The organism is uncultured Legionella sp. (assembly GCF_937871865.1).
Classification (GTDB): domain Bacteria; phylum Pseudomonadota; class Gammaproteobacteria; order Legionellales; family Legionellaceae; genus Legionella.
This window is the reverse complement of record NZ_CALMPD010000308.1, coordinates 1-17358: the sequence shown is the minus strand read 5'-3', so window position 1 is coordinate 17358 and position 17358 is coordinate 1. Positions and strand designations below refer to the sequence as shown.

The following is a 17358-nucleotide window of genomic DNA, read 5'->3' as shown; positions in this document are numbered from 1 at the left end:
TTTTCGATTATAGGAGGTAATTCAGGCATATTTTTTAATATTCTTTCTGTAGTACTTTTAATCCCAACTCATTCATTTTGGCAATGTTTTTCTCTGGGATTTTATCTGTATCACCATAAGCTGCAATGGCTCTTTCCAACATGTCTTCTCTTAAAAGGTGCACCATTGGATAAGGGGAACGATTGGTGTAGTTTGATAAATCATCGGGATCGGTATCGGCAAAAAAATAGTTTGGATGGAAGGTCGCTAACTGATAAGTTCCCTCATAGCCCTGAACGACAAGAAGCTGCTCAGCTAAATCGACAAAGTCCAGATAAGTAAAGAAATCTTTGAAGGCATGGGAGAATACCAGCAAAGTAGTTTCAATAGTCGGATTCTGATCCAGAAATAGAATTTCTGTCATTAACTCTTCGAGAGCCTGGGCTTTTTTCGTCGTTTCTGAAACTGCAATTTTTAACTGGCCTTTATTGACGGGACCTTTAGCAAAGGGACATACGTTATGTTCTATGATAAAAGAGCGTACCCAATTCATAGTTTGTTCGGTCGCTGAAGAGTTTGATTGAGGCATTAGATGTTTTATAAGAATGTTGTATGGCTTATTGTACAGTGTGGTAATTTATTTGCAATTTTCTATAAAGAGATATTTTGTATATTATACTGAAGAAAACAACGTCGGATTGAGAACATGCAGAGTATTTGCAAGTTTATTTATAAAATATTTGGTTGGAAGATTGTTGGTGAATTACCTAAAGATAAAAAATTCATCATCATTGTTGCACCGCATACCAGTAATTGGGATTTTATTACTTGCTTGTGCGCGCGATTTATTGTGGGAGTCAAAGTTAATTTTTTGGCTAAAAACCAGTTGTTTTTCTTCCCGTTTGGTTTGTTATTAAGAGCGATAGGCGGCGCGCCTGTTGATAGATCCAAGAAAGGTAATAAGGTGGAAACGGTTGTTGAGCTTTTTCGAAACAGTGATGAATTCCGATTGGCATTAGCTCCAGAGGGAACTCGAAGTCCGGTGACGCGTTGGAAGGAAGGGTTTTATCACATCGCATGTAAGGCTGGCCTTCCTATTGTAATGCTCGGGCCTGATTATGCGTCTAAAGAAATTCGCATACAGGAACCATTTTGGCCTTCTGGTGATATTGATGCTGATTTTCCCAAGATCCTTGAGTTTTTCCGAACAATTAAGGGGTACAAACCCAAGGAAATTCCTGATTATCATCCGAAGAACAAATGACTCAAATGTTCCTGTATTACGACTTCGCCTAATCCGGGCTACGTTATTAGCCCGGATTAGGCGAAGTCGATTCTGTACTACATGGCATTAGCATGGGTTATAAACACCAAGTGCATTCAAAAATGTTTTCTTAATATTTCCAACTCGCTTTGCATCTTTTCCATCTTGTCCATTAACTCAAGTGCCAGCGCTACACCAGGTAGATTAATACCCAAATCATGATGAATACGAAATGCCGATTCAATACGTCGGAGGGCTTTTTGATCTATTGCTATTTTTTGAGGATCTGTCGGTTGGTTAGGAAACAAACCATACTCTATCATTTCATTGAGTAGTGCTTCAGGAATATTATAGCGATGACATACCTCAACGAAGGTATAAGTAGTTGTTTCTTCAATTAGCATGCCGATTAAAAGATTATCTTTCTTCATGCTAGGCTCCCATCTGTTCGCGTGGATTAAACGGCATTTCTTCTGCCATTTTCTTATAAAGTTCTTTTGCAGCCTCAGTGGAGGCCGGAGGGGTAATTATTTTTAATAATACGTATTGATTGCCTGGCGTAGCACCGGGTAGCCCACGGTTTTTGATCCTTAATTTCTGCCCTCCTTGAGAGCCGGGTGGGATTTTCAGATCAATTTTTCCACTGAGAGTGGGTACTACAATAGTAGCTCCCAATGCGGCTTCCCATGGTGTAAGAGGAAGAGTTAGGTAAATATCGTTATCCATTACATCAAAAAGAGGGTGTTTCAATACATCCACAGTTAAATACAGATCACCTCTGGGGCCGCCATTGATTCCCGAGCCACCTTGTCCTGCCAGACGAATTTGCTGTCCTGATTTTATTCCGGCAGGAATTTTGACTTTTAACGTTTGCAATTTGGTTTCAGTGCCTTGATCGACAGGAACCTGTACATTTTTAATCGTGCCATCAAATGCTTCTTCCAGAGTGATATTGATTTTTCCTTGATAATTTGGACCTGACATAGGCTGAGGTTGATGTTGGTAACGAGAATGTCCAAATAAGGATTCAAAAAAATCACTATCAAACTCAGTCTCATGATTTTGATAATGGTATTGTTGTCCTGCTCCCGCATGCCTTGATGATTGATGCGTATTTTGGTTGAATGCACGATTTTTAAGGTACTGATCGTATTCTGCTCTTTTCGCAGGATCTCTTAATACCTCATAGGCTTCCCCCATTTCTTTAAATTGTTCTTCTGCATTGGGTTCTTTACTGATATCAGGATGATATTTTCTTGCTAATTTACGATAAGCTGTTTTGATGTCTTTTTCCGATGCATCCGAGCTTACACCCATTATTTTATAATAGTCTTTATCCATATTAATATTCTCTTAATCCAGATTGCGTAGCAGAGATAATGCGTGAGCCACCATCATTTTCTCTTCATTTGCCGGGATGACCAATACAGAAAAAGGTCTTAAAAACTCGAGTCTTGTCAGAATATGTGTCCTTATCTGTTCCGAGTGTTCCCCAATCCCGCCAGTAAATACGATACCATCAACACCATTTAAGGCAACAGCCATCATTCCCATATATTGCGCCGTTTTAAGGCAAAAATAATCAAGAGCAAATTGAGCCTTTTCATCCTGGCTCTCCTGTAATATCTGGACATTATTGGTCAGTCCTGATAATCCCAACAGTCCTGAATTATTATAGAGCATTTGTTCCAGATCAGCGGGCGGTATGCCTAAATCCCGTATCATATAAATAATCGCACCGGGATCCTGACTGCCGCAACGAGTCCCCATGGGTAATCCATCCAGGGCAGTTAAACCCATAGTGGTGTCAATACTGATACCATTCTCTAAAGCACATAAACTGGCGCCATTACCCAGATGAGCAATAATTATCTTGCCTCTGGCTAAATCGGGATGTTCTTCTTTTAATGTATGAGCTATCCATTCAAAGGATAGCCCATGAAATCCATAACGTCTTATCCCTTGTTTCCGTAGCGATTCAGGCAGAGCATAAGTTGAAAACAATGGAGTATGCTGAGAATGAAAAGCTGTATCAAAGCAGGCTATCTGAGGCAGGTCTGGATTAATTTGCTCAATAATTTCTATCCCTTTCAGATTATGTGGTTGATGCAGAGGGGCCAGGGAGTTTAGCTTTTTTAATTGGCGTACAATGTCAGGGGTGATTCTTACACTGTTTTGAAATTCTGTACCTCCATGAACCACTCGATGAACGACTGCACTTATGTTCCAGTTCTGCTGCTGACGAATCCAATCGAGAATGCTCTGAATGGATTGAGTATGATTGAAATCAGCAGAGAGGTTTTGAATCAGCTTTTGTTCCGGATGCGCATTATTAGATGCCGTAAATTTCGGTGCAGTACCTAAATTAGCTATTTGTCCCCTGGCTAATTCTGCGAGCTGGGTTGTGTAGGAAAATACCTGAAATTTGACGCTTGAAGAACCTGAATTGATAATTAATAAAACAGTAGCGGTCATTTTATTCTTCCTGCTTTTCTGGCGGCAGCAATTTTAACTGCTACAGCACAGGATAAAAGCCTGGTTCGCAAGGAGTCTGCTCTACTGGCTAAAATTATTGGAACCCTAGCGCCAAGAACTATGCCGGCGGCATCTGCATGCCCCAGAAATGACAGTTGTTTGGCAAGAATATTACCTGATTCAATTTCTGGCACTAACAAAATATCAGCATCTCCAGCTACTTGCGAGACAATATTTTTGTCCTCTGCAGCTTGTTTATTTATCGCGTTATCAAAAGCTAAGGGGCCATCCAAAATACCCCCTGTAATTTGTCCTCGATCAGCCATCTTGCACAGTACCGCTGCATCTACGGTGGTCTGCATTTTAGGATTAACTACTTCCACCGCAGCAAGAATGGCGACTTTGGGTTTGGTTTCGTCACCATATAAGACACGCCAAAGATTGATGGCATTTTGACAAATATCAGCTTTATCTGAGGCATTAGGCGCAATGTTAATGGCCGCGTCAGTAATTAATAGTGGTTTGTGATAAGTTGGCACATCCATTACATAGACATGACTAATACGGTATTTGGTTCTTAGACCTGATGTGACGGGAACAACAGCTGACATCAATTCGTCGGTATGAAGTGAGCCTTTCATTATTGCATCGACTTTACCGGCAGATGCCAGTTCTACGGCTTTAGTGGCCGCTGCATTACTGTGTTCGGTGTCAATAATCTTCCATTCCGACAGTTCTATTTCTGCTTGTTTAGCGGCAGCCTTAATTTTTTCAACCGGGCCAATTAAAACAGGAGTAATTAGTCCTGCTTTAACCGAATCTGCTACAGCTTCTAATACATTAGCTGTTACTGGATGAACGACAGCAGTAATTATAGGGGGTACTTCACGACAGGAGGTAATGGTCGCATTAAAGTGATCGTGATTAAGAATTTCTACATGAGGTAATGTGGCACGCGCGACCCTTAGTTTTTTTGAGGGGGCAATTACTTTCGCTAATCCAGCAATAACGACTTCGCTTTTCTGGTTTACTCCCGTGCAGTCAAAATGTACTATTTTTTTTACCGGCTCTTTATTCTTAACTACTATTGTCAGAATTAAATTATCCCCCACCCGGACGGGCATTTTAAATTGAAGATCTTGTTCCAGATAAATTGTTCCTGGGCCAGGCAATACAGTGCCAAGTAATGTAGAGATCAAGGCTCCAGACCACATTCCATGTCCAACTACACCATGAAAAATATCACTTTGAGCAAAATTGGGGTCCATATGTGCAGGATTAATGTCTCCAGACATAGCCGCAAATAAATTAATGTCATTTAGTGTTAACGTTCTCATTAATGTGGCTTTTTGGCCTAAGGTCAATTCATCAAAAGTAACATTATCCATGTATTCGTTATTCATGATTAATCCTTATTTCTGTAAAACATATTCCCCGGGAGCATCAGGAAATTTTTTATCAAGTTTCGGGGCATTTATCTTATCCGGTGAGGAATTTTTCGCTAACCATTCATGCCATGCAATCCACCATGAGCCCTTTTCATACTTTGCTTCTTCGAGCCAGGTCGTCGGGCCAATATAGGGATCGTCCTCTTTGCGCTCATTAATATGATAAGATCTTCCTTCGTGACCTGGTTCGCTGACAATCCCTGCATTATGGCCGCCATTGGTTAATACAAAAGTAATGTCGCCATTAATTAATAAATGGGTTTTATAAACAGACTTCCAGGGCGCCACATGATCTTTTTCAGTACTGACTACAAACGAAGGTACTTGAATGTTTTTTGCAACGACGTGTTTGCCTTCAAGAACGTATCGGCCTTCAGCAAAATCATTATTGAGGAATAATTGTTCCAGATATTCACTATGCATTTTATAGGGCATGCGCGTTGCATCAGCGTTCCAGGCCAGTAAAGCAATCATTCCTCTTTGAGTTCCGTGCATGTAATCCTGAACCATTTTAGACCAAATCAGATCATAAGAACGAAGCATCTGGAAGGTTCCCGCCATTTGTTTCGTATCAAGATAACCTTGATCCCACATCATATTTTTTAAGAAAGATACTTCACTTTTAGTAATAAAGAGCAATAGCTCCCCAGCTTCGGTGAAGTCACCTTGTGCTGCCAGAAGAGTTAGGCTTTTAAGGCGGTCATCGTGATTTTTTGCCATGGCTGCTGCTGTTATCATTGCCAGAGTTCCTCCCAGACAATAACCCATTAAATGAATTTTTGTCTTGGGTCTTATCTCTGATACTGCATCGAGAGCCGCCATGGCTCCTAGCCTATAATAGTCTTCTAAGCCAAGATTTCTGTCCTCTTCGGTTGGATTACGCCATGATACGATAAAAACAGTGTGTCCCTGTTTGGTTAGCCAACTGACCAGAGAATTATCTGGAAGCAAATCCAGGATGTAATACTTCATAATCCAGGCAGGTAAAATGAGAACCGGCTCTTTATAAACTTGTTTTGTCTGAGCTTCGTATTGGATTAATTCGATGAGGTGATTTTTAAACACAACCTTACCTTTGGTAATAGCAACGTGTTGTCCTGGAATAAAATTCTCAACTCCTGCCGGAGGTGTACCTGTTAATTTCTCAACAATATCTTGTATCGCGAGCTCGGTTCCACGAATTAAATTTTGTCCCTGAGAACGAATGGTCTCCTGAAATAAATCAGGATTGGTTAAAATAAAGTTGGAAGGGGACAAGGCATCCAGGATTTGCCGGGTGCGAAAAGAGACTGTACGTTTCACATGCACAGGTAATCCAGGGACATTGGAGGTTGCCTGTAAGCACCATTTTTCTAATTGAATAAATTGTTCAGCCCAGAATCGCCAAGGATAATAACGCCAGTTCTCAGTATGGAAACGTACGTCTTTACCGTCTTCGGGGAGGTCTTTGGTGACCAGATTCGTTAGCGTGTTCTGAAGCTGTAGTGTCGGGAACAATGAGAGTTGCATCATCGTTCCGGGAGATTGTAATAGCTGCGCCATCCAGGTGAAATGAGCGGTAGCTAAAGCTGCGGGGCTTATCCCTGCTGTAAATTTTGCTAATTTTGCTTGGTAGAGTTTATCAATAATTCTAAAAACCGAATCATCTTCTTGATTCTTGCTTTCTGTGCTCTTTAATTCTCTTTTTGTTGTTTTTTGTAGTGTCTTTTTATCCGAGATGATGGTTTTGTTACCTTTTTTCATACACTACATCCTGTAGGGGCAGATTTATAAAAAATAGTATAGCAGGATTCCAGAATAACGACTGGTCTGTAGAAATATTGGTGCATGTGTTATTATTCTTCCAGATATAAATCATCAGCCATGTTCTAACACAGCCTTGTAGCAAGAGATCACTATGTCATGGATTAAACCAGATAAACTTCAAACCAAAGCAGAGGAAATAGGCAATGCGACAACGCATGCCATGGGCGCATTATTGAGCCTTGCAGCGATCACCTTGCTTATTGTTTTTTCAGCCACGCAACAAGACGGTTTCAAACTGTTCTCGGGGATTGTTTTTGGCGGCACCTTGGTTTTAATGTACGTCAGCTCAACGATTTATCACAGTATGCAGAACCCAAGATTAAAACATTTCTTCCGTATTATGGATCATGCTTCAATTTATTTACTCATAGCTGGTAGCTATACCCCTTTTATGCTGGTCACGCTAAGAGGTCCTTGGGGATGGACTATGTTTTCCATTATCTGGGGACTGGCTTTGGTTGGTGTTATTTTCAAACTCTTTTTTGTCCATAAATTCGAAGTATTATCTACTGTCATTTATCTTTTGATGGGGTGGATGAGTCTGATTGTTGTTAAGCCAATATATCAATCACTGCCTGCTGCTGGATTGGAATGTATTGTTGCTGGAGGGGTATGTTACACTGTCGGCGTAATTTTTTTCGCATGGGAACGATTGAAATACAGTCATGTGCTTTGGCATTTATTTGTTTTGGCTGGTAGTATTTTTCATTTTTTTGCTGTGTTGTTTTATGTGGTTATAGAATAAGTTAGAATTGATATTTTTCAGTTTTTGTAAACTGGATGTACTGTACTTACTCGCTTTTGGAGAATTTAATGCAAAAATATTTGGTAACTGGAGTTGTGGCTGGGTTATTGTTGTTATTATCTGGTTGTATGAGCACTAATCCTAATCCGGGTAGTGGTGGTAATCTATTCAGTCCTTCTTATCCTTCGGGAATGACTTTATCTCAATCAGTACAGGATGCTTTGATGAGCAATCCAGATCCTGTCATCGCACGAGTACATGTTGAGACAAATCAAAATGTAGTGATCTTAAGTGGTTATGTTAAGAAAATTCGTCAAAGTGATACAGCAGAACAGATAGCTCAGAAAGTTCCTGGAGTTCAATCCGTACAAAACAACATCATTGTACGTCAGTAATTTTGATGTTTCATCAAAGCTCATAGAGCGGTTATATTCTCTCTATGAGCTTTAGGTGGTTCGTTATTTTGCTTTCTTTTTCTCTGCCATCGGTGTTTCACAACAGGCACACTTACAGCAACTGAATTTATTATAGAGCCAGGCAATGATATAACCGGTGAGGAATGCATTAATAAAACCAAGTATTGCTCCAATGATACTGCCTTTTATCGATGGCTCATAACCCAGATATAATACTGATACCGCGTCAACAAACGGTTTTCCATAGCTATAGAGATAAGTTGTTAGGCCGAGCATTAATAAAGACACACCCCAAAAAACACCGAACGAAAGACCAAGACCTGACGGACTTAATTTGCAACCACCCATTACAATCTCCTTATGTGTAATTAGTTAAAACATAGCGTATTGTATAATATTAGAGCGTTTGCAAATCCCGTTATGAGCTCTAATCTCTTTATCTTGACATAGAATTTAATTAGGTGATACTCCATGCAAAAATATAAAAAAATGCTAATGTATATTTTATAGTACACAGTAATTAAATAGTGGATATTTATGAATGTTCTGATTCGTGGTTCTTTGATTTTATTGTTGGTCGGTCCTGGGTATGCAGAATCAACAAGTACTTCTCTTCCTTCCAATGTGGTTAAGGTAACTAAAAAGAATAATCCAAAGTGTGTTGAATACATTACTTACAAAAATCAAATGTATTGCAGCCTGGTGGCTCTTGGTAAAACTACAGTTGATCCTGAAATACTTACTTATGAAACACAAAATATTCAATTCGATAACCGTGCCTGGAAAGCAGCCTGGGGCCAAAAAAACAATGCGGCTTTGACGGTAGAATACATTCCGGTAGGGGGTACTATTGATAACTGGAGCGAGTTGATTACGTCACAATATTTGCCAGGTATGGCAGATGTCAGTGCTAAAGAATTTAAAAAAAGATTTATAGCTAATCTGGAGAAATCCGGGATTACCTATTCAACGAATATTATTGATGAACAGCCAAACCAGATTATTTTCGAATTTAAGGTAACCGTACCGACTAACTTGCAACAAGATGAAATTCAAAAAATAATAAAGAGTAAAGATGGAATTTATGTTCTTCATTATGCAATGAAAAAAGCAGACATGGGGAAAGAAAACAGGCAAAAATGGATTGAAAAGTTAAAGAAAAGCACGGTAAAGCAATAATTGACTCCTTCGGAAACTCTCTACAGAAGACGCCTGATGTACCAATTGATATTGCAATGCCTCCTTGACAATTTTGAACTTCATTACCTAGAATGCTGGGGACATAATAGAATTTTATGTCTAAATTCAACTTAAATAAAAGGGAACTTTAATGAACAAATTACAATTAACTGGTGCTGCTCTGGCGGTAGGTGCTGCTTCAATGTTTGCTCTTGCTCCTGCTTTTGCAGTAGAAGCAACTACAGCACCAATGGTTCAATGCCAAGGTGGTAACGCATGCAAAGGTCAAAGCGCTTGCAAAACAGCTGATAATGCATGTAAAGGTCAAAACGCATGTAAAGGAAAAGGCGTTGTTGAAATGACTAAAGAAGATTGCGATAAAGCTGGCGGAACAGTAGCTGCTCAATAAGTGCAATTTTTTTGATTACTTTACTCCAGGCATGAATACCATGCCTGCTTTATGTCTTAAAGCGGAAATAAGGATGTATCTGAATTGAGTACTGCTGTAAAAATGCCCTATCTTGGCTTTGGATTAGGGTTGCGACCTAATTATTATGAAGAGATTCTCTCTTTAAAACCGGACGTTGACTGGTTTGAAATCTTAAGTGAAAATTATCTGGTGCCTGGTGGAAAACCTTTATATTACCTTGATAAAATCCGTCAATCCTATCCTGTGGTCATGCATGGCGTATCACTTTCTATAGGAAGTAGTGATCCTCTTGATATTGATTATCTGCAGCAATTAAAACAATTAGCTGCCCGAGTTGAGCCTGCCTGGATTTCAGATCATTTATGTTGGACTGGTGTTGATGGAGTGAATGCGCATGATTTACTTCCTATTCCATATACCATGCAAGCAATAGATCACATCGTGTCGCGTATTCAGCAAATACAAGAATTTTTGGGCCGGCCATTATTAATAGAAAATGTCTCCAGCTATCTTACCTTTAAACAATCAGAAATGACTGAATGGGCCTTTCTTGCTGAAATAGTAAAAAAATCAGGCTGCTTTATTTTATTGGATGTAAACAATATTTATGTCAGTTCAGTAAATCATCAATTTAATCCTCTGGATTACATCAATGCTATGCCTGCAGAAAAGGTAGCTCAAGTTCACCTGGCAGGTCATTCCAATCAGGGGGATTACATAATAGATACTCATGATGCTCCGGTCATTCAACCGGTTTGGGATCTTTATGCTGCGGCCCTGCAAACATTAGGCCGAGTTTCTACCATGATAGAACGAGATGATAATATGCCTCCAATCACAGAGCTCTTGGCTGAGTTAAATCATGCCAGACACATTGCGAAACAGGTTCTCCCTGAGAAGGTGTCTGCATGAGTGAACTGATGGAGTTACAACAACAATTTCAAAATTTTCTGTTATCAGGCGATACCTGTATCGATGAATCGGTTATTGAAACTGAGACCGTCGCAGTGGCTACTCGCCTGGGTATTTATAAAGATGCTTATAAATTAAGATTGATTGAAAGCCTGACAACGAGTTTTCCTGCAGTACATGCTTATTTAGGTACGGAAGAATTTCAAAAATTATGCAGGAGCTATATTGCGTTTCATCCTTCAACATACCGTTCTATTCGTTGGTATGGTCATGTTTTGTCAGAACATGCAAAACATTATTACACCAACGCTTATTTTTATGTTGCAGAACTTGCTGATCTTGAGTGGAAGATGACTTTGGCTTTTGATGCAGCTGATGATCCTGTTCTTTCCATCAATGATGTTGCTTCTGTTCCAGTGGATTCCTGGGCTAACATGCAATTTGCTCTCCATTCTTCTGTTCAACGGTTAAATTACTCCTGGAATACGGTTCCTGTTTGGCGAGCACTTACCAATGACAGTGATTTACCGGAATGGGACAATACATCAAAAGTTACTCCCTGGGTATTATGGCGATCTCAGGATAATTTGATTCAATATTACAGTTTATCTGAAGAAGAAGCCTGGGCTTTAGATGCGGTAATACAAGGATTATCTTTTGGAGAATTGTGCGAAGGTCTATGTCAGTGGATAGCGGTTGACGACGTAGCAATGAGAGCCGCCTCTTTTTTAAAAAACTGGATTCAGCAAGGAATCATGTCAAGACTACTTTCCTGTTAAATTTGTAATCTATTGAAAAAATAAGGATATTCTATGTTGAACCCGAGAGATATTCATTCCATTGAGGATGCAAAGCGCATCGTTGAAGAGCGCCAACTAAGTCATGTCAAGGTTGGAATATTTGATGTTGATGGGGTGATGCTAGGCAAGTACATGAGCCGAGATAAGTTTTTTTCTGCCTTAGAGCATGGATTTGCTTTTTGTGATGTGATTCTGGGATGGGATTCAAAAGACAAACTGTATGATAACGTCAAATACACAGGTTGGCATACCGGCTATCCTGATGTCAATGTGCGAATTATTCCGTCTACTTGCCGCGAATTAGTATTTGAAGAAAATCAGTTATTGTTTCTGGCTGAATTTACCCATGCCGCTGAATTAATATGCCCTCGTGCACTCTTAAGACGAGTTCTTGATAAGGCTGCAAGTATGGGGTTTGAAGCGTTCGCCGCTTTGGAGTATGAGTTTTTTGTGTTTGATGAAACACCTGAAAGTGTTCGAGCCAAAGGATATCGCAATTTAAAAACAATCACTCCAGATAATTTTGGGTATTCGATTATACGCAATACGGTACATGCTGAGTTTTACCATCAAATTCTTGATATGTCTCAAAAAATGGATTTCCCTATTGAGGGATTACATACTGAAACTGGGCCTGGGGTACTTGAGGCAGCAATTGCTGTCGATAATGCAGAAGCGGCAGGGGATAAAGCTGCGTTGTTCAAAACCTTTATGAAAGTTCTGGCTCAACGCAATAACAAAATGGCTACTTTTATGGCCAAATGGTCCCCTAATTGCCCGGGCCAGAGCGGACACATCCATATTTCTTTAAGGCATAGGGAGAGTGGGCAATCTGCGTTTTATGAGCCAGAAATGCCTTATAATATGAGCAAAATCCAACGTCACTTTCTTGCTGGCCAGCAAAGGCTGATGCCTGAACTACTGGCAATGTTTTCTCCAACGGTTAATAGCTATTCTCGTTTGATTCCCGGTTATTGGGCTCCAACAGATGCAACCTGGGGTGTGGAGAACAGAACTACTGCATTACGAGTCATACCCGGTGGTGATAAGTCGCAACGTATCGAATATCGCTTAGGTTCTGCTGATGCAAATCCTTATCTTGCCTTAGCTGCAGCAATAGGCTCAGGTTTACACGGTATAGAACAGGAGTTGGAACCTGAATCTGAAATAAAGGGGAATTCTTATGAACAAGTCCATAGTCAGGAATTAGCTTTGCCTCGCACATTATGGGATGCTGCGCAAAATTTAAGATGTTCCAATGTCGCACGTCAGTTATTTGGCAGTGAATTTGTGGAACATTTTGCTGCAACTCGGGAATGGGAAGAACGGGAGTTCAGGAAACATATTACCGATTGGGAACTGGAACGATATTTTGAAATAATTTAATGGATTATCCTGGGATTAAAAATGACTGAAACATTAAAAACATACTCACCTATAGATAATTCGCTCTATGTTGAGCGCCCCTTTGCCAGTCAGCATGAGATTGAAAAGGCACTGCTCAACGCTCAATCAGCACAAAAACTCTGGCAATTAGCTTCTATAGCTGAACGAGAAGAATATTGCCTTGCAGCAATAAATGTCTTGGTTGCAGCAAAAGAAGCTATTGCTGAAGAGTTGTGTTGGCAAATGGGTAGACCAATACGTTATGCTCAAAGCGAAATTAACGGCATGGAAGATAGATCAAGGTACATGATTGCTGCTGCACAGTCAGTATTAGCACCTGTCGAGCTGCCTGATAAAGCCGGATTTATTCGTTATATTAAACGAGAGCCATTAGGTACGCTCTTCGTTATTGCTCCATGGAACTATCCCTTTTTAACTGCCGTCAATTCGATTATTCCTGCCCTAATGGCGGGTAATGCAGTGATATTAAAACATTCGGCACAAACACCTTTGGTTGCAGAACGTTTTGCTGAGGCGTTTAAAGAGGCTCGTTTACCCAACGGGGTATTCCAGTACCTACACTTGACTCATGAGAGTACAGAACAACTAATCCAATCGCCTTTAATTGATTCCATTGCGTTTACTGGTTCAGTTGCTGGTGGTGAAATGGTGGAGCGGGCCGTTGCAGGGCGTTTTATTCATGTTGGATTAGAATTAGGGGGCAAGGATCCTGCTTATATTCGAGCCGATGCTGATTTGGATCATGCTGTAGAAACAGCCATAGACGGAGCTTTTTTTAATTCAGGCCAATCATGTTGCGGTATTGAGCGTATTTATGTGCATCAAGACATTTATGAAGAATTTGTCAATAAAGCGATACATCTCGTCAAACAATATAAATTAGGGCGTTCAGATGATCCGGAAACGACTCTAGGGCCGGTAGTTCGTGCTGCAGCTGCTGATTTTGTCAGAAGGCAAATTAACGAGGCAGTAGAGCAGGGTGCAGTGACCCATATTGATAGTAGTGATTTTAAATTGGACAAGCCTGGTTCCCCATATTTAGCGCCACAGATTGTAACTAACGTAACTCATCAGATGCGTCTGATGACAGAAGAAACATTCGGTCCAGTAGTAGGTATTATGGCCGTATCCGGTGATGAGGAAGCAATTAAGCTAATGAATGACAGTGCTTTTGGGCTGACCGCTGCCGTGTTCACCCGCGATATCAATAAAGGCATTGCTATTGGTGAACAACTACAAACAGGTACCTTTTTTATCAATCGTTGCGACTACCTTGATCCGGCATTAGCATGGACTGGGGTGAAAAATTCCGGAAGAGGATGTACCTTGTCTTCACTTGGTTATGAGCATTTGACTCGACCTAAATCATTTCATATAAAAACCAGCGTCGGTTGACATTTCAGATTAGAATCTCTGCGTTCCATGGCTTATGCGCATTCATGGCTCGGGACGTAGGTTTTAGTATGAAATACCAACAGACTCCAGTATTTAAAAGGACGTATTACATTATGACTATTCAATCCTTAACAGCTAATTGGAATTATCCAACTCGAGTTCGTGTGGGAGCCGGTCGAGTTAATGAGCTGGCAAGTGCATGTAACGAATTAGGTATGAAAGCCCCTCTATTGGTTACTGACCCAGGGTTAGCTGCTTCTTTGTTGGTAGGTAATATCGTCCAGCAATGCAGAGCTTCTGAGTTGAATATTGGCGTATTTTGTCAGATTAAGGCCAATCCTACTGGCGAGAACGTTATGGATGGGGTGAATGCCTATCAAGTAGGGCAATATGATGGGGTCATTGCTTTTGGCGGTGGCTCAGCTCTGGATGCAGCAAAAGCAATTGCTTTAATGGTTGGCCAAAATCGTCCTCTTTGGGATTTTGAAGATGTGGGAGACAATTGGAAACGGGTACAGGTTTCTTCTATGGCTCCTGTAGTTGCGTTACCAACAACAGCAGGAACAGGCTCAGAAGTAGGCCGGGCTTCGGTGATTACTGACTCAGAACATCAGATTAAAAAAATAATTTTTCATCCTAATATGCTGCCAGCTATTGTTATCATGGATCCGGAATTAACTATTGGTTTGCCTGCTCCGGTTACTGCCGCCACAGGAATGGATGCTTTATCACATTGTCTGGAAGCTTATTGCGCCACTTATTATCATCCGATGGCAGAAGGTATTGCTTTGGAAGGCATACGTCTGATTAAAGAATATTTACTTCGTGCTTATCAGGACGGTAAGGATTTGGAGGCACGTACCAATATGCTGGTTGCTTCGGCAATGGGGGCGACAGCATTTCAGCGTGGGCTAGGGGCTATGCATGCACTCGCTCATCCTTTAGGTGCGTTATATGATGCACATCATGGAAGGCTTAATGCGATCTTAATGCCTTATGTTTTGTTGGCAAATCGTCCTGTGATAGAGGAAAAAATTGTTCGATTGGCGAATCATCTTTCTATTACGAATGGATTTGATGGCTTTTTAGATTGGATTTTGCAAATGCGTCAGGAGTTAGGTATTGAATCTACGTTATCTGAATTAGGTATCGATGATGCGCAAATTGATCGTATTGCAAAAATGGCAACAGAGGATGCTGCAGCAGGTTCAAATCCTCTGGTTTTTACTCAGGAGCAATACAGGGTTATTCTTCAAGATGCTATAGGCAAAGGATAATACCAGCTCTTTCCCTCTCCCCAACCCTCTCCCGCGAATAAGTAAGAATTCCAAATCTGCCTCCTTTCGCGGGCGAGGGAGCTTTAGTTCAGGGTATTACTTAAAACAGAGGTTAACAGCAAAGGCTATTTACCTTCTCACGGAATAGCTGCGATGCTCAATAAGCTCCCTCGCCCGCGAAAGGTGTATGAACTGTTGCTTAAAACTGGCTCGCGGGAGAGGGGTGGGGAGAGGGCTATACTTATTAAGCTAGAATGATGAGGGCTTTTTCAACAGAAGGATAATCTGTTATTCAGACATAATGGCCCGCTTGCTAGCAACCAATTAAATTGATTTTTTTCATCGAACTTTACCTTTATCAGAATTATAATACGTGCATATAGTGACATTATTAAGGATGAGAAAATGAAACTAGGTATTTTAAAATGCGACAGTGTGAGTGATGTTTTTGTGGAGAAACATGGACAATATCCGGAAATGTTCTCTGCTTTATTACATCCCGTTGATCCAGATATTGAATTAATTATTTTTGATGCTGAGCATGGAGTCTTACCTGCTGACATTCATTCTGCAGATGCATATCTTATTACTGGTAGCAGGCACGGGGTGAATGATGGGTATCCCTGGATAGCTCATCTTGAAGAGTTTGTTCGAACATTACATTCTGCTCAGAAAAAAGTAATTGGAATTTGTTTTGGTCATCAACTCATCGCTAAAGCTTTAGGAGGGAAAGTGATTAAATCACCTAAAGGGTGGGGGGTAGGGATGTCTCAAAATCAGATTTTGCAACAAACCGAATGGATGAGTACATCCAGAACGGAATTTAATTTACTAGTCAGCCATCAAGATCAGGTTGTAGAGTTGCCTGACGGCGCTCAGCTTCTGGCGGGTAGTGAATTTTGTCCTAATTATATGATGCAGATTGATTCTCATTTTTTCAGTGTTCAAGGACATCCGGAATTTACCAAAGAATATTCTCGTGATTTGATGATATCCCGAGAAGATTCAGTTGATGGGGCTCTCTTTGCAAAGGCTATGAGCTCCTTGGAGTTGCATGAAGACGATGGCTTAATTGCTCAATGGATCATGAGTTTCATTAAAGCGGCGTAATTCACGCCGCTGTGAACAATATCTTATTTTTTTGCTGGCTGTATGGTTTTTCTACCAATAAAGGCAATTATTGGAGGTAATATAGAAATAAAGATAACAACGTAAATTACCAGGGCAAAATTATCTTTAACTAAGGGAAGCGAGCCTAAGAAATAACCAAGAAATAATAAGCTGCCTATCCACAGTAAGGCACTGACAATGTTATACAACGTAAATTGGAGTATCTCCATATTCCCAACTCCTGCAACAAAAGGAGCAAAGGTACGAATTATTGGTAGAAAACGTGCAAATATAATCGTTTTTCCTCCATGTTTCTCATAAAAGGCATGGGTTTCCTGAAGATGCTTTTTATTGAGTAACCAGGATTTTTTTGAGGTAAAAATATGAGGCCCTACTAATCGTCCGATTAAGAAATTCACCTGATTTCCTAGTATGGAAGCGATTAATAGCAGGGTAAATAATATAAATACATTCAAGGGGTTTCCTGGTTGAGCCGCGATGCTTCCTGCAGCAAAAAGCAAGGAGTCACCCGGAAGAATGGGGGTTACTACCAAGCCTGTTTCACAAAAAATCACGGCAAATAATGCTAAGTAGGCCCAAAATCCGTATGTGGTAACAAAGCTATTCAAATAGACATCAATATGAAGAATATAATGAATCAAATCATGTAAGTAGTGCATGCTATCTCGTGAGGTAGGTAAGGTCTCAATAATCA

Annotated in this window: 19 protein-coding genes; 11 read left to right on the top strand and 8 right to left on the bottom strand. The window is 40.4% G+C overall.

The annotated features are described in order from the left end of the window. Window positions 1-34 precede the first annotated feature (34 nt). A complete protein-coding gene (locus tag Q0495_RS16715; RefSeq protein WP_298628454.1) occupies window positions 35-532 on the bottom strand; it encodes a DUF1415 domain-containing protein in 498 nt (165 codons plus the stop codon). 153 nt (window positions 533-685) lie between these two features. Between Q0495_RS16715 and Q0495_RS16710 the strand changes: the two genes are divergently transcribed. Continuing rightward, window positions 686-1243: a 1-acyl-sn-glycerol-3-phosphate acyltransferase gene (locus Q0495_RS16710; protein WP_298628451.1), complete on the top strand. Its 558-nt coding sequence runs from the start codon at window positions 686-688 to the stop codon at window positions 1241-1243. 116 nt (window positions 1244-1359) lie between these two features. Here Q0495_RS16710 and Q0495_RS16705 read toward each other — a convergent pair whose 3' ends face one another. Genes Q0495_RS16705 through Q0495_RS16685 form a run of 5 tightly spaced genes read right to left on the bottom strand, consistent with a single transcriptional unit; the run spans window position 1360 to window position 6909 of the window. Beyond that, window positions 1360-1674: a chaperone modulator CbpM gene (locus tag Q0495_RS16705; RefSeq protein WP_298628448.1), complete on the bottom strand. Its 315-nt coding sequence runs from the start codon at window positions 1672-1674 to the stop codon at window positions 1360-1362. 1 nt (window position 1675) lies between these two features. Next, entirely contained in the window at window positions 1676-2584 is a 909-nt protein-coding gene (locus tag Q0495_RS16700) for a DnaJ C-terminal domain-containing protein (RefSeq protein WP_298628445.1), read from the bottom strand. A gap of 12 nt (window positions 2585-2596) precedes the next feature. Further along, window positions 2597-3718 (bottom strand): acetate/propionate family kinase, encoded by a 1122-nt coding sequence (locus Q0495_RS16695; protein ID WP_298628442.1) that lies wholly within the window; start codon window positions 3716-3718, stop codon window positions 2597-2599. Beyond that, entirely contained in the window at window positions 3715-5121 is a 1407-nt protein-coding gene (locus Q0495_RS16690; protein WP_298628440.1) for a bifunctional enoyl-CoA hydratase/phosphate acetyltransferase, read from the bottom strand. The genes Q0495_RS16695 and Q0495_RS16690 overlap by 4 nt, the downstream gene beginning before the upstream one ends. A gap of 9 nt (window positions 5122-5130) precedes the next feature. Beyond that, window positions 5131-6909 carry an alpha/beta fold hydrolase gene (locus Q0495_RS16685; RefSeq protein ID WP_298628438.1) on the bottom strand — a complete coding sequence of 593 codons (1779 nt, stop codon included), beginning with the start codon at window positions 6907-6909 and terminating at the stop codon, window positions 5131-5133. A 154-nt stretch (window positions 6910-7063) separates the two neighbouring features. Between Q0495_RS16685 and Q0495_RS16680 the strand changes: the two genes are divergently transcribed. Together Q0495_RS16680 and Q0495_RS16675 are read left to right on the top strand one after the other, a co-directional pair. Beyond that, window positions 7064-7717 carry a hemolysin III family protein gene (locus tag Q0495_RS16680; RefSeq protein ID WP_298628435.1) on the top strand — a complete coding sequence of 218 codons (654 nt, stop codon included), beginning with the start codon at window positions 7064-7066 and terminating at the stop codon, window positions 7715-7717. A gap of 68 nt (window positions 7718-7785) precedes the next feature. Beyond that, complete coding sequence (locus tag Q0495_RS16675) at window positions 7786-8112, top strand: BON domain-containing protein (RefSeq protein ID WP_298628433.1); 327 nt, start codon at window positions 7786-7788, stop codon at window positions 8110-8112. A gap of 63 nt (window positions 8113-8175) precedes the next feature. On the opposite strand, the gene Q0495_RS16670 is transcribed toward Q0495_RS16675, so the two are convergent. Then, window positions 8176-8481, bottom strand: coding sequence for a bacteriophage holin (locus Q0495_RS16670; RefSeq protein WP_298628431.1), 306 nt, complete (start codon window positions 8479-8481; stop codon window positions 8176-8178). Window positions 8482-8670: 189 nt separating this feature from the next. Here Q0495_RS16670 and Q0495_RS16665 point away from each other — a divergent pair, with 189 nt between their 5' ends. The 8 genes from Q0495_RS16665 (at window position 8671) to Q0495_RS16630 (ending at window position 16643) form a co-directional block, all read left to right on the top strand. Then, window positions 8671-9312 (top strand): hypothetical protein, encoded by a 642-nt coding sequence (locus tag Q0495_RS16665; RefSeq protein ID WP_298628429.1) that lies wholly within the window; start codon window positions 8671-8673, stop codon window positions 9310-9312. 151 nt (window positions 9313-9463) lie between these two features. After that, window positions 9464-9721: a hypothetical protein gene (locus Q0495_RS16660; RefSeq protein ID WP_298628426.1), complete on the top strand. Its 258-nt coding sequence runs from the start codon at window positions 9464-9466 to the stop codon at window positions 9719-9721. A 102-nt stretch (window positions 9722-9823) separates the two neighbouring features. Further along, window positions 9824-10654, top strand: a complete 831-nt coding sequence (locus Q0495_RS16655) for a DUF692 domain-containing protein (RefSeq protein WP_298628463.1) — start codon at window positions 9824-9826, stop codon at window positions 10652-10654. Further along, the gene (locus Q0495_RS16650) at window positions 10651-11433 is read left to right on the top strand and encodes a DUF2063 domain-containing protein (RefSeq protein ID WP_298628423.1); all 783 of its coding nucleotides are present in this window, start codon (window positions 10651-10653) and stop codon (window positions 11431-11433) included. Before Q0495_RS16655 ends, Q0495_RS16650 begins: the two co-directional genes overlap by 4 nt. Before the next feature lie 33 nt (window positions 11434-11466). Further along, window positions 11467-12840, top strand: a complete 1374-nt coding sequence (locus Q0495_RS16645) for a glutamine synthetase (protein ID WP_298628420.1) — start codon at window positions 11467-11469, stop codon at window positions 12838-12840. Between the two features lie 21 nt (window positions 12841-12861). Next, window positions 12862-14256: an aldehyde dehydrogenase family protein gene (locus tag Q0495_RS16640; RefSeq protein WP_298628417.1), complete on the top strand. Its 1395-nt coding sequence runs from the start codon at window positions 12862-12864 to the stop codon at window positions 14254-14256. A 113-nt stretch (window positions 14257-14369) separates the two neighbouring features. After that, entirely contained in the window at window positions 14370-15533 is a 1164-nt protein-coding gene (locus tag Q0495_RS16635) for an iron-containing alcohol dehydrogenase (protein WP_298628461.1), read from the top strand. Between the two features lie 405 nt (window positions 15534-15938). After that, window positions 15939-16643, top strand: a complete 705-nt coding sequence (locus Q0495_RS16630; RefSeq protein ID WP_298628414.1) for a GMP synthase — start codon at window positions 15939-15941, stop codon at window positions 16641-16643. 23 nt (window positions 16644-16666) lie between these two features. On the opposite strand, the gene Q0495_RS16625 is transcribed toward Q0495_RS16630, so the two are convergent. Then, on the bottom strand, window positions 16667-17323 hold the full coding sequence (locus Q0495_RS16625; protein WP_298628457.1) for a DedA family protein: 657 nt from the start codon (window positions 17321-17323) through the stop codon (window positions 16667-16669). Window positions 17324-17358: the final 35 nt, after the last annotated feature.

Coding starts and splice junctions, on each gene's coding strand:
- Q0495_RS16660 (WP_298628426.1), top strand. CDS start 9,464: ATGAACAAATTACAATTAACTGGTGCTGCTCTGGCGGTAGGTGCTGCT.
- Q0495_RS16685 (WP_298628438.1), bottom strand. CDS start 6,909: ATGAAAAAAGGTAACAAAACCATCATCTCGGATAAAAAGACACTACAA.
- Q0495_RS16665 (WP_298628429.1), top strand. CDS start 8,671: ATGAATGTTCTGATTCGTGGTTCTTTGATTTTATTGTTGGTCGGTCCT.
- Q0495_RS16625 (WP_298628457.1), bottom strand. CDS start 17,323: ATGCACTACTTACATGATTTGATTCATTATATTCTTCATATTGATGTC.
- Q0495_RS16680 (WP_298628435.1), top strand. CDS start 7,064: ATGTCATGGATTAAACCAGATAAACTTCAAACCAAAGCAGAGGAAATA.
- Q0495_RS16690 (WP_298628440.1), bottom strand. CDS start 5,121: ATGAATAACGAATACATGGATAATGTTACTTTTGATGAATTGACCTTA.
- Q0495_RS16705 (WP_298628448.1), bottom strand. CDS start 1,674: ATGAAGAAAGATAATCTTTTAATCGGCATGCTAATTGAAGAAACAACT.
- Q0495_RS16700 (WP_298628445.1), bottom strand. CDS start 2,584: ATGGATAAAGACTATTATAAAATAATGGGTGTAAGCTCGGATGCATCG.
- Q0495_RS16640 (WP_298628417.1), top strand. CDS start 12,862: ATGACTGAAACATTAAAAACATACTCACCTATAGATAATTCGCTCTAT.
- Q0495_RS16675 (WP_298628433.1), top strand. CDS start 7,786: ATGCAAAAATATTTGGTAACTGGAGTTGTGGCTGGGTTATTGTTGTTA.
- Q0495_RS16630 (WP_298628414.1), top strand. CDS start 15,939: ATGAAACTAGGTATTTTAAAATGCGACAGTGTGAGTGATGTTTTTGTG.
- Q0495_RS16650 (WP_298628423.1), top strand. CDS start 10,651: ATGAGTGAACTGATGGAGTTACAACAACAATTTCAAAATTTTCTGTTA.
- Q0495_RS16645 (WP_298628420.1), top strand. CDS start 11,467: ATGTTGAACCCGAGAGATATTCATTCCATTGAGGATGCAAAGCGCATC.
- Q0495_RS16655 (WP_298628463.1), top strand. CDS start 9,824: ATGCCCTATCTTGGCTTTGGATTAGGGTTGCGACCTAATTATTATGAA.
- Q0495_RS16715 (WP_298628454.1), bottom strand. CDS start 532: ATGAATTGGGTACGCTCTTTTATCATAGAACATAACGTATGTCCCTTT.
- Q0495_RS16695 (WP_298628442.1), bottom strand. CDS start 3,718: ATGACCGCTACTGTTTTATTAATTATCAATTCAGGTTCTTCAAGCGTC.
- Q0495_RS16710 (WP_298628451.1), top strand. CDS start 686: ATGCAGAGTATTTGCAAGTTTATTTATAAAATATTTGGTTGGAAGATT.
- Q0495_RS16670 (WP_298628431.1), bottom strand. CDS start 8,481: ATGGGTGGTTGCAAATTAAGTCCGTCAGGTCTTGGTCTTTCGTTCGGT.
- Q0495_RS16635 (WP_298628461.1), top strand. CDS start 14,370: ATGACTATTCAATCCTTAACAGCTAATTGGAATTATCCAACTCGAGTT.